Source organism: Streptomyces sp. NPDC059142 (assembly GCF_042755665.1).
GTDB lineage: Bacteria > Actinomycetota > Actinomycetes > Streptomycetales > Streptomycetaceae > Streptomyces.
The window spans coordinates 15,345-26,000 of the sequence record NZ_JBHZDA010000039.1; the positions used below are offsets into that span (position 1 = coordinate 15,345).

The 10,656-nt window shown below is 72.8% G+C and carries 12 protein-coding genes; 6 read left to right on the top strand and 6 right to left on the bottom strand.

Going from position 1 to position 10,656, the window contains the following annotated elements:
- Window positions 1–126: 126 nt before the first annotated feature.
- The gene (locus ACFXPK_RS16600; RefSeq protein ID WP_385002227.1) at window positions 127–594 is read right to left on the bottom strand and encodes an RDD family protein; all 468 of its coding nucleotides are present in this window, start codon (window positions 592–594) and stop codon (window positions 127–129) included.
- Between the two features lie 241 nt (window positions 595–835).
- Between ACFXPK_RS16600 and glnA the strand changes: the two genes are divergently transcribed.
- Window positions 836–2,245 (top strand): type I glutamate--ammonia ligase, encoded by a 1,410-nt coding sequence (gene glnA, locus ACFXPK_RS16605; protein WP_382888461.1) that lies wholly within the window; start codon window positions 836–838, stop codon window positions 2,243–2,245.
- A gap of 145 nt (window positions 2,246–2,390) precedes the next feature.
- Window positions 2,391–2,996, top strand: a complete 606-nt coding sequence (locus tag ACFXPK_RS16610) for a GPP34 family phosphoprotein (protein WP_385075897.1) — start codon at window positions 2,391–2,393, stop codon at window positions 2,994–2,996.
- Window positions 2,997–3,009: 13 nt separating this feature from the next.
- Here ACFXPK_RS16610 and crcB (ACFXPK_RS16615) read toward each other — a convergent pair whose 3' ends face one another.
- From crcB (ACFXPK_RS16615) to crcB (ACFXPK_RS16625), 3 genes are read right to left on the bottom strand one after another with little or no spacing between them, the layout of a single operon-like run.
- On the bottom strand, window positions 3,010–3,384 hold the full coding sequence (gene crcB / locus ACFXPK_RS16615) for a fluoride efflux transporter CrcB (protein ID WP_385075900.1): 375 nt from the start codon (window positions 3,382–3,384) through the stop codon (window positions 3,010–3,012).
- Window positions 3,381–3,728 (bottom strand): DUF190 domain-containing protein, encoded by a 348-nt coding sequence (locus ACFXPK_RS16620; protein WP_385002218.1) that lies wholly within the window; start codon window positions 3,726–3,728, stop codon window positions 3,381–3,383. Before ACFXPK_RS16620 ends, crcB (ACFXPK_RS16615) begins: the two co-directional genes overlap by 4 nt.
- A complete protein-coding gene (crcB, locus tag ACFXPK_RS16625; protein WP_385075902.1) occupies window positions 3,725–4,246 on the bottom strand; it encodes a fluoride efflux transporter CrcB in 522 nt (173 codons plus the stop codon). The genes ACFXPK_RS16620 and crcB (ACFXPK_RS16625) overlap by 4 nt, the downstream gene beginning before the upstream one ends.
- 223 nt (window positions 4,247–4,469) lie before the next feature.
- Here crcB (ACFXPK_RS16625) and ACFXPK_RS16630 point away from each other — a divergent pair, with 223 nt between their 5' ends.
- The gene (locus ACFXPK_RS16630; protein ID WP_385075905.1) at window positions 4,470–6,467 is read left to right on the top strand and encodes an SMI1/KNR4 family protein; all 1,998 of its coding nucleotides are present in this window, start codon (window positions 4,470–4,472) and stop codon (window positions 6,465–6,467) included.
- Window positions 6,464–6,994, top strand: a complete 531-nt coding sequence (locus ACFXPK_RS16635; protein ID WP_385002209.1) for a GNAT family N-acetyltransferase — start codon at window positions 6,464–6,466, stop codon at window positions 6,992–6,994. The genes ACFXPK_RS16630 and ACFXPK_RS16635 overlap by 4 nt, the downstream gene beginning before the upstream one ends.
- 392 nt (window positions 6,995–7,386) lie before the next feature.
- On the opposite strand, the gene ACFXPK_RS16640 is transcribed toward ACFXPK_RS16635, so the two are convergent.
- Complete coding sequence (locus ACFXPK_RS16640; RefSeq protein ID WP_385075909.1) at window positions 7,387–7,728, bottom strand: hypothetical protein; 342 nt, start codon at window positions 7,726–7,728, stop codon at window positions 7,387–7,389.
- A 144-nt stretch (window positions 7,729–7,872) separates the two neighbouring features.
- Between ACFXPK_RS16640 and ACFXPK_RS16645 the strand changes: the two genes are divergently transcribed.
- On the top strand, window positions 7,873–8,232 hold the full coding sequence (locus ACFXPK_RS16645; protein ID WP_385002203.1) for an arsenate reductase family protein: 360 nt from the start codon (window positions 7,873–7,875) through the stop codon (window positions 8,230–8,232).
- Between the two features lie 49 nt (window positions 8,233–8,281).
- Here ACFXPK_RS16645 and ACFXPK_RS16650 read toward each other — a convergent pair whose 3' ends face one another.
- Window positions 8,282–9,223 (bottom strand): Gfo/Idh/MocA family protein, encoded by a 942-nt coding sequence (locus ACFXPK_RS16650; protein ID WP_385075912.1) that lies wholly within the window; start codon window positions 9,221–9,223, stop codon window positions 8,282–8,284.
- Between the two features lie 285 nt (window positions 9,224–9,508).
- Between ACFXPK_RS16650 and glnII the strand changes: the two genes are divergently transcribed.
- The gene (gene glnII / locus ACFXPK_RS16655; protein ID WP_385002197.1) at window positions 9,509–10,528 is read left to right on the top strand and encodes a glutamine synthetase; all 1,020 of its coding nucleotides are present in this window, start codon (window positions 9,509–9,511) and stop codon (window positions 10,526–10,528) included.
- The last annotated feature ends 128 nt before the right edge of the window (window positions 10,529–10,656 follow it).

The following is a 10,656-nucleotide window of genomic DNA, read 5'->3' on the forward strand; positions in this document are numbered from 1 at the left end:
GATTCACTCCGGGCCGCCCTCTCCTGCTGTGCGGTGCAAGCCTGTTCCCGCGCGTACGGCGGCCTGCCCCGCTATGGACCTGCCCCGCTATGGAGGGGAAGGCCCGTCGCCGGATACCGCCCGGTGTCAGATACGCACCTGGACGGCGCGCCCGAGCTGGTCGTGGAGCCCGCGCCCGTCGCGGTCCCAGATCAGCGCGGGGACGGCCAGGCAGAGCAGCACCGTACGGACGAGGACCCGGCCGAAGCCGATGCGTCCGCCGTTCACCGCGATGACGCGCAGGCCGAAAAGGCGCTTGCCCGGAGTGAATCCGACCGTACCGACGGTGAGCACGCCGAGGACGAGGAGCACACCGAGCGCCCAGTTCCCCGATGCCTGCCAGTCACCGTCGGCGAGGAGCCCGTATGCGATCAGCATGCAGACCCCCCAGTCGACGAAGAGCGCCCCGAAGCGCCGCCCGAGCGGGGCGACGGAGCCGGGCCCGTGCTCCGGCAGACCGAGCCGCTCGCCCCGGTAGCCGAAGTCGACCCCCATGTTCTCGGCCGCCGCGCGGGGCCCCGAGAGCCACGATCCGATTGCTTGCCTGTTGTCCACCCGACCACGGTACTGCGGCGGCCTCCGCGCACCACTGACGGGGTTGACACCGCAGGTACGGGGTACCCGGGCGGAGCCGCCGTACGCCCGGCGCACACCCGGGCTGGTTAACTTCAACGAAACAAATGGGTCATGCTGGAGAAATCCCGGAAACCTAAGGTCGGGTCCAGCGTGTGCCACCGCACTGGCCGCACGACCGATAACCCCCGCCCCTCCCCGGGTCGGGAGGAGGAGGAGCTGGATGTTCCAGAACGCCGACGAGGCCAAGAAGTTCATCGCGGACGAGGACGTCAAGTTCGTCGACGTCCGCTTCTGCGACCTGCCTGGCGTGATGCAGCACTTCACGATCCCGGCGAAGGCGTTCGACCCGACCGAGGAGCTGGCGTTCGACGGATCCTCGATCCGCGGCTTCCAGGCCATCCACGAGTCCGACATGGCGCTGCGCGCGGACCTGTCGACCGCCCGGGTGGACCCGTTCCGCCGGGACAAGACGCTGAACATCAACTTCTTCATCCACGACCCGATCACGGGCGAGCAGTACAGCCGCGACCCGCGCAACATCGCCAAGAAGGCCGAGGCGTACCTCGCCTCCACCGGCATCGCGGACACCGCGTACTTCGGCCCCGAGGCCGAGTTCTACGTCTTCGACAGCGTGCGTTTCAACACCACCGCGAACGAGGGCTTCTACCACATCGACTCCGAGGCCGGCGCCTGGAACACGGGTGCGGTCGAGGACAACCGCGGCTACAAGGTCCGTTACAAGGGCGGTTACTTCCCGGCCCCGCCGGTCGACCACTTCGCCGACCTGCGCGCCGAGATCTCCCTGGAGCTGGAGGCGTCCGGCCTCCAGGTCGAGCGCCAGCACCACGAGGTGGGCACCGCCGGCCAGGCCGAGATCAACTACAAGTTCAACACGCTGCTGGCCGCCGCCGACGACCTGATGCTCTTCAAGTACATCGTGAAGAACGTCGCCTGGCGCAACGGCAAGACCGCGACCTTCATGCCCAAGCCGATCTTCGGTGACAACGGCTCCGGCATGCACGTCCACCAGTCGCTGTGGCAGGGCGGCACGCCGCTCTTCTACGACGAGCAGGGTTACGCGGGCCTCTCTGACACCGCCCGCTACTACATCGGCGGCATTCTGAAGCACGCCCCGTCGCTGCTGGCGTTCACCAACCCGACGGTGAACTCGTACCACCGCCTGGTCCCCGGCTTCGAGGCCCCGGTCAACCTGGTCTACTCGCAGCGCAACCGCTCCGCCGCGATGCGCATCCCGATCACGGGCTCGAACCCGAAGGCCAAGCGCGTCGAGTTCCGCGCCCCGGACCCGTCCTCCAACCCGTACCTGGCCTTCTCCGCGCTCCTCCTGGCGGGCCTGGACGGCGTCAAGAACAAGATCGAGCCGGCCGAGCCGATCGACAAGGACCTCTACGAACTGGCCCCCGAGGAGCACGCGGGCGTCCCCCAGGTCCCGACCTCCCTCCCGGCCGTCCTGGACGCGCTGGAGGCGGACAACGAGTACCTCCAGGCGGGCGGCGTCTTCACGTCGGACCTGATCGAGACGTGGATCGACTACAAGCGCACGAAGGAAATCGCGCCGATCCAGCTCCGTCCGCACCCGCACGAGTTCGAGCTGTACTTCGACATCTAGGCCGAAGCGCCCGAAAAGCTTGCGACAGCCCCTCCGAACAGGCGCGACAGCCCCGTTCGGAGGGGCTGTCCCTGTCTGCGGGAAGTTCCCGGGGACACTACAGTCGGCCGGGATCGACACAGTGCCCTCTGACACGGAGCCGCTCATGACCACATCGCGGGACCTGTTGACCGTCACCCTGGATGTCGGCTCCGGCCGGGCCGTGGAGCGGGGGGATCTGTCGCTCGTGCTCGCCGGGGCCGAGGTGATCGATCTGATCGACGCCCAGGCGCTCACGCTGGACGACGAGCGCATCGTGCCGGGTGCGCGGTGGACGTTGTCCGACCGGTTGCTGGACGAGGCCGCGGGAGCGCTGGTACGGGAGGCTCCGTACGAGGTCGTCGAGGACTGGCTGTGGCGCCGGGGGCGGGGGCTGGCCGACGGCTACTTCGCCGCTCTGGAGGCGGAGGGGCAGCTCACCCGGGAGCGTCACCGGTGGATTCCCGTCGACACCGGCCGGACCGCGCTGGCCGACTCCCCCGAGCGGCGTCACGCGGCGCAGCGCTGGGCGGCCGGTGAGCCGGTGCTCGCCGCGCTCGCCCGGGTGCTCGGGATCGGGGAGGGGCAGGGGGAGGACGCGCCGGAGATCGCCGACGACTCGGTCGTGACCGTGCTCGCCGCCGTCAACGACGCGGTGATGGAGCTGGAGGCGGTACGGCAGCGGCGCGCCATCGAGGACGCAGCCTTCGACAACATCTGGCGGGGTCCGTAGCGCGCGGGGCCGGCTAGGGCCACAGTGCCTGGGCGAGGGTGATGCCCAGGTAGACGGCGCCCAGGCCCGCCGCCACGCTCGCGAGGACGTTGGCAGCCGCGTAGAAGTGCGCGCCGTCCTCCGTGAGGCGGAGGGTTTCGTAGCTGAAGGTGGAGTACGTCGTGAGCGCGCCGCAGAAGCCCGTACCGAGGAGGAGTTGTACGGAGGAGCCGGCGGCGCCCGCGGTGATCGCGCCCGTCACCACGCCGAGGACGAGGCAGCCGGTCACGTTGACGGTGAAGGTGCCCCAGGGGAAGAGCGAGTCGTGGCGCCGCTGGATCGAACGGTCGGTCAGATAGCGGAGTGGGGCGCCGACCGCGGCGCCCAGGACGACCAGGAGCCAGTTCATCCGGTCGCCTCCCGGTCCCCGGGGCGGATGATCTCGCAGCGGTCCAGGGTCACCAGGCCGCCGCCGACCAGTTCGTCGAGCTGGGGCAGGAAGGCCCTGATCCGTTCCTCGGCGTCGACGATCACGACCGCCACGGGCAGGTTCTCGCTGAGCGAGAGCAGCCGCTGGGTGTGGATCATCGAGGAGGCGCCGAAGCCCTCGACGCCGTGGAAGACGCTGGCGCCCGCCAGTCCCGCGCCGTGGGCGCGGTGGACGATCTCCGTGTAGACGGGCCTGTGGTGCCACAGATCGCTCTCGCCGAGGAAGATCGTCAGACGGAGCGCCGTACCGGTCGGTCCGGTCATGCCTGCCTCCATGCCAGTACGCGGCGGGTCGCCCACACCGCACTCCACACCGCCGCGAACGCGGCGAGCAGGGTCAGTCCCAGATAGGCCATGGCGGGGCCCGCGCGGCCGTCCGCCACCAGGCGCTGGATGTCCACCGCGTACGTGGAGAACGTGGTGAAGCCGCCGAGGACGCCGGTGCCGAAGAAGGGCCGTACGAGGGGGTGCGCCGTCCACAGGTCGGTGATCACCACCATGAACACGCCGATCACCGCGCACCCGACCGCGTTCACGGTGAGGGTCGTCCACGGGAAGGCGCCGGGGGCGGTGGGCCAGAGGAGGGCGGCGCCGTAGCGGGCCGACGCGCCGATCGCGCCGCCCAGCGCCACCACGGCGACCGCCGGGGGGATCAGCCGGCGGAGCGGGGTCCGTGAGCTCCGTGGTGCGGGCCGGCCGCTGTGGCGCGCGGGGGCCGCCCGCTCGGCCGCCGTGGCCGTGGCCTCGGCGTCGGCGTCGGGATCTGTGGGCTCGGTCATCACGGGGCACTCTCTCCTACTCGCCGGGCGCCCGCGCCGGGGCGCGCTCCATCGCAAGTAGGGACCGTTGGCGGTGGTCGCACCGCGGTTCGGGTACGGCGGGCCCCACCGCCGTTTCGTACTTCCGACCAGGTTAGCGGGAGGGGGCGCGGCTCGGCCAGCCGGGCGGGACCGGGCTGTGGACGGGCGTGGGGGATTGTCAGTGGGCGCTGGCACCATGAACGGCATGAAGACCTACAACTGGCGTCCCTTCCTTGAGCGGTGGAGTGCGGACTGGGCCGGCTCCCCCGGTGCGCGGGCGGAGTCGGATCCGGGCCTGGGCGGGGCCTCGGCGGCGGAGGGGCCGCGCGGGCCGTGGCTCGGGTTCGCGGGCGCCGATCCGGGGCGGATCGGCGCGCTGGAGGAGCGGCTGGGGCCGGATGTGGTGCTGCCGCCGACGTTCCGGTCGTTCCTGGCGGTCACGGACGGCTGGCGCCCCGCCGGGACGGACGTCCCGCTGCTGGGCACGACGGAGGGGACGCGCTGGTACGGGGACCCGCGCGGCCCACAGGGGATCGACGAGGCAGGTCGGGAGGGGGCCAGTGCGGAGGGGGCCAGTGCGGAGGGGGCCAGTGCGGAGGGGGAGGCGGCGCCGGCCGGGCTGTGGGGCAGGGCGCTGCGGCTCTCCGGGGCGGTGGCCGGGCCCGAGGTCCTGCTGGATCCGGGGGAGGTGAGCGCCGACGGGGAGTGGGCCGCGTATCTCCACCGGGGCCGGCCGGGCGGCTCCCCGGAGCGTTACGAGTCCTTCATGGAGCTGATGCAGGCCCTGTTCCGGAGCTTCCACCACGGGTACCGGGACACTCCGGGGTTCGAGAACGACACCACGCGGGAGCTGGACGCGGAGGTCGAGGAGGCGCGGCTGGCCTGTCTGCGGGGCGAGGCCGTGGACGGCTCGCTGAAGGTGTTCGCGGACGCGGAGGAGTGCGGCAGGCCCCGCGCGCGGGAGCTGCGCGTCCAGATGGAGGCGCTGCTGAGCGGCGGACGGACACGGGAGCGCGTCGTGGGTCCGCTGGACGACCCGCTGTACGGGGCGGAGTTGCTGCCACTGGCCGTGGCGCCCGGGGCCGTCCCGCCGGAGGGGACGGCGGAGGAGTTCCGGCGGGGGTACGCGGCCGGGGACCGGGAGCGGGCCGGGGAGGTGCTGCGGGCGGTCGTGGACCGTACGTTCCGGTACGAGGCGTCCGGGCCGTTCGGCGACGCGGTGGACAGGGCGCGGGAACAGGCGCGCTGGGGGGACACGGAGGCCGCCTGGCACCTGCTCGCCACCGCTGTCGCCGACTGGGAGCCGTACGGGGACGAGCACCTCGCCCCGGTCGGGCTGCTCGCCGATCCGCTGCTCGGGCCGGTGATCACCGCGGAGCGCGGCCGGTATCTGCTGGAGACGCCCCGGGGCGCGCAGGGGCGGGCCGGGGCGGCGGGCGCCGGCGCCGGGGCCGGTGATGTCGTCGAGGACGGGGCCACGTCGTGGGACGACGGGCTGGCCTGGCTCGCGGACGACGCGTCCCCGGATTCCGGGGGTTCCGGCCTCTCCGGCGCGGGTGACGGGCGGGACCGCGCGTATCGCTTCGTCTTCGCACGGGGTGTCACGCCTGAGGCGCTGGCCGGAGTGGTCGGCCAGGGGCCGCTGCTGCCGCCGGCCGGTGAGGACGAGGTGGCGGCGGCCCGGTCCGGCCCGGAGGGCGGGGAGCTGCGGCGTGTCGCCCGGGTGGGCCGGTGCGGGGACGGCTGGAGCTTCGTCCACGAGAGCCGTGCCCACCTCTCCGAGGCGTTCGTACCGGAACGGCTGACCGGGCTGGGCGAATCGGCGTCGGTGGGCGGTGAGTCGGTCACGGTGTGGTGCGAGCGGGGCGGCGGGCCGTCGGAGCCGCCGAGCGCGTTCCACCTCTCGTACGCCGAGGACGGGGAGCGGGTGTACGGGTTCACGGTGCGCGGCGAGGAGATCGAGGAGTGGGGGGAGCTTCCGGACCCGCTCGATCCGGAGGAGCTGTTCCCCGAGTACGAGGAGGAGGACGACCCGGAGGCGGTGGCTCCGGGGCTGGATCCGGACGACGAGTACGAGGCGCTCGACGCCCTCTCCGAGGAGTTCGGGATCTGTCTGCCGGAGTTCGCGATCCGGCACGGGCGGCTGCCCACGGTCCTGACCCGCTCGTGGCTCAGGCCCGCGGAGCAGGGGGAGCCGTCGTGACCTCCGTACGGACGGCCGTGATCGAGACGGAGCGGCTGACCCTGTCGCCGCTGCGCGTCGAGCACGCGCGGGAGATGGCGGGCGTGCTCGCGGACCCCGCGCTGCATACGTTCATCGGCGGCCGGCCGTCGACGGCGGAGCAACTGCGCGTGCGGTACACGAGGATGGTCGCGGGCTCACCCGATCCGGCGTTCTCCTGGTGCAACTGGGTGCTGACGGAGCGGGACGGCCCTGGCGAGCTGGCCGGGACGGTCCAGGCGACCGTCACCCCGCACCGCACCCTCCGGGACGAGACGGTCGCCGAGATCTCCTGGGTGGTGGGGACGCCCTGGCAGGGACGGGGGTTCGCCACGGAGGCGGCCCGGGGGCTGGTCCGGTGGCTGGAGGAGCGGGGCGTGGGGACGGTGATCGCCCATGTCCACCCGGAGCACCGGGTGTCGGGCGCGGTCGCCGCCGCGGCCGGACTGAGCCCCACCGGCGAATGGCACGACGGCGAGGTCCGCTGGCGGCTGCGCTTCGGGGAGTGAGGCGGCGCCCCGGCGGCCCGGGCCCGGCCCGCCCCCGCCCCCCGCGGTCGTGCGGGGTCGGCGGGGGGGGGGGGGGGGGGCCCGCCAGGCGGCCAGGCCGCGCCCGCCCCCGGCCCGCGGTGACCTGCCGGCTGCGCGGGGCGGGTCGGGCGGCTCCCGCCGAGGCGGCAGGACAGGACCCGGGGCCTGTCGTCCGGATCCTGCCGGGCTCGCGTGCCCTGGCACGCACGCTCTCCGCGTTGTCGTCGGTCGGCGTCCGGAGGGCAGTTCGGTGCGCCGGGACGGAGCGAGCGGAGCGAGTGCAGTGCACTGCACTGCACTGCACTGCACTGCACTGCACTGCACTGCACCAGACCCCGCTCACCTATCCGGCCTGAGCCGAACGACGGACCCTAGCCGATCAGTTCGCGCACCATGCGGCAGGTGGTGTTGGACGGCGGGTGGATGCCGATCCGGGCCGCCGTGCTCCGTATCCGGCGGTTGGGCGCGCTCGCCGGCGCGTACACGCCCGAGTCGAGCAGGGCGATGGCGAGACGCATGGCCTTGAGCCGGCGGTTGTGGCTCTCGTACCACTCCCGGGGGCGCCCCGCGGGCAGCGGCTTCCTCTTGTCGAGCGCGGACGGAACAGGACGGACGGACGGAGCGGAGCGGGCGGGACGGGCGGCACGGGCGGAAGGAGCGGGTGGGGTCGGCGCGGTTTCGAAGGACTTCTCCGTGATGGTGGCAACAGCCATCGTCAGCCTCCCGGCATGGTGGTGGGACCCTCACGAACTCCCTCCATTTTACTGCCCCCCACTGACAATCGCCCCTGGCCAGACGTGGTTTGAAGGGGTGCGTGAAGCCATTTTCGAGGGGCGTCCGGAGGTAGGCTCCCGACCATGGAGATCTGGATCAACCCCGCCTGTTCCAAGTGCCGTGGCGCGCTCACCCTGCTCGACGAGGAGGGTGCCTCGTACACCGTCCGCCGGTATCTGGAGGACGTGCCGTCCGAGGAGGAGATCCGGGCGGTCCTCGGCCGCCTCGGGCTCGAACCGTGGGACATCACCCGGACCCAGGAGGCCGAGGCGAAGGAGCTGGGGGTCAAGGAGTGGGCGCGGGACGCCGGTTCGCGGGGGCGCTGGATCGCCGCGCTCGCCGCGCACCCGAAGCTGATCCAGCGCCCGATCATCACGGCGGACGACGGTACGGCCGTGGTGGCGCGCACGGACGAGGCGGTACGGGACGCCCTCGCCCGCTGAGCGGGCCACCGCCCGCACCCGTCCGGGCCCGCCCCGGCCCCGCCCCGCTTTACGCCCCTGCCGCTGCCCCTGCTTCCGCCTCTGCCTGCGCCTCCGCCTCCACCTGCGCTTCCGCCTCGGCGAGGATCTCCGTCAGCCGGAGGCCGAACCGTACGTCGCACGCGTGCGGCGCTCCCGTACGGGCCGACTCCAGCAGCGCGTCGATCGCCGTGCCGAAGGAGTCCAGGGCGCTGCCCCACTCCCCCGGGAGCACCGCGACGCCGTGTTCACCGCGGAGTTCCACCCCCGCGCCCGCGCCCGCCTTCGGCGCGCTCAGGCTGAGCGTCACGGTACTGGCCGCCCCGGACTCGTGGCGCAGGACGAGATGGGTGAGGTCGGGCTCCGTCCGTACGGCCGTCACCGACGCCACGTCGCCCAGCGTCGGGATCAGCGCGGACAGCGCGTGCGGACCGACGTCCCACAGGCCGCCCTTCTCGCGACGCCACGGGGACTCGGCGTACGGGCTGCTCTCCCCCGGCGCGTAGAGCGCGCCGAGCCACTGCGCGTGCGCCGTGAACCAGCCGCCCTTCGCGGCCTGTTCGTCCACCCAAGCGGCGGTGGCGCCCGCGTACCGCAACGTGCAGAAGACGACGGACGCCACCCCGGCGGCCGCCACCGCGTCCGCTACCTCGCGCGCGCCCCGCACGGTCGTCGCGACCGGCTTGTCCAGCAGGAGGTGGCAGCCGGCCGCCGCCGCGCGGGCCGCCAACGGCGCCTGGACGTCCGGCGGCAGGGCGAAGGCGACGGCGTCGCTCGCGGCGAAGAGCGCGTCGAGGCCGACCTCGCCGGAGTGGGCGGTGGTGCCGTGGGCCGAGGCGAGCGCGGCGGCGGCCTCGGGGCGCCGCCCCCAGACGCCGCTGAATTCGATCCCGGCGTGGGCGGCCAGCGCGGGGGCGTGCGTGTGCTCCGCCCACGGGCCCGTGCCGAGGAGTCCGATACGTGGCTTGTCCATGCGGGCCAGTGTGACGCGTGGACCTGGCCGGAGGGAAGAAAAGCGGTGGCGGGGCGGGCCTCCGCCGGTGTGACGCTGCCCCCGGCCGGCGGCAGGGCGGCCCGCACGGACGGACCGGCCGACAGGCAGGCAGGCAGGCAGGCGAGCAGGCAGGCAGGCGGGCCGCGGGTGAAACGTCACGTAATCAGCCTGGGTAACACGTGGTTCACCGTGGGGCAACGGCGGGGAAACCGCACATTGCGAGGCTTCGGGTAAATCTGCTGGACCCGCAAAGGATGAGGCCCCGTGACGTTCAAGGCTGAGTACATCTGGATCGACGGCACCGAGCCGACCGCGAAGCTGCGCTCGAAGACGAAGATCCTCAGCGACGGCGCCGAGCTGCCCATCTGGGGCTTCGACGGGTCGAGCACCAACCAGGCCGAGGGCCACGCCTCCGACCGGGTGCTCAAGCCGGTCTTCTCCTGTCCCGACCCGATCCGCGGCGGGGACGACGTCCTCGTCCTGTGCGAGGTCCTGAACATCGACATGACGCCGCACGAGTCCAACACGCGGGCGGCGCTGTCGGAGGTGGCGGAGAAGTTCGCCGCCCAGGAGTCGGTCTTCGGCATCGAGCAGGAGTACACCTTCTTCAAGGGCGCCCGTCCGCTCGGCTTCCCCGAGGGCGGTTTCCCGGCCGCGCAGGGCGGCTACTACTGCGGCGTCGGCTCGGACGAGATCTTCGGCCGCGACGTCGTCGAGGCGCACCTGGACAACTGCCTCAAGGCGGGTCTCGGTCTCTCCGGCATCAACGCCGAGGTCATGCCGGGCCAGTGGGAGTTCCAGGTCGGCCCGCTGTCGCCGCTGGAGGTCTCCGACCAGCTCTGGGTGGCGCGCTGGCTGCTCTACCGCACCGCCGAGGACTTCGGCGTCTCCGCGACGCTCGACCCGAAGCCGGTGAAGGGCGACTGGAACGGCGCGGGCGCGCACACGAACTTCTCGACCAAGGCGATGCGCGAGGGGTACGAGGCGATCATCACCGCGTGCGAGTCGCTGGGCGAGGGCTCGAAGCCGCTCGACCACGTGAAGCACTACGGCGCGGGCATCGACGACCGCCTCACCGGTCTGCACGAGACCGCCCCGTGGAACGAGTACAGCTACGGCGTCTCGAACCGCGGCGCGTCGGTCCGTATCCCGTGGCAGGTCGAGAAGGACGGCAAGGGGTACATCGAGGACCGCCGTCCCAACGCCAACGTCGACCCGTACGTGGTCACGCGGCTGATCGTGGACACCTGCTGCACCGCGCTGGAGAAGGCCGGCCAGGTCTAGGGTCCCCAGCGATCCGCCGGAGGGGGGGGGGGGGCGGCGGGGGCCCCCCCCCCCCCGCCCGGGGGGTTGGGGGGGGGGTGGGGGAGCGGTCCTCCCCCAACTTGGGGGAAAGGGGGTTTGGCCGCGAG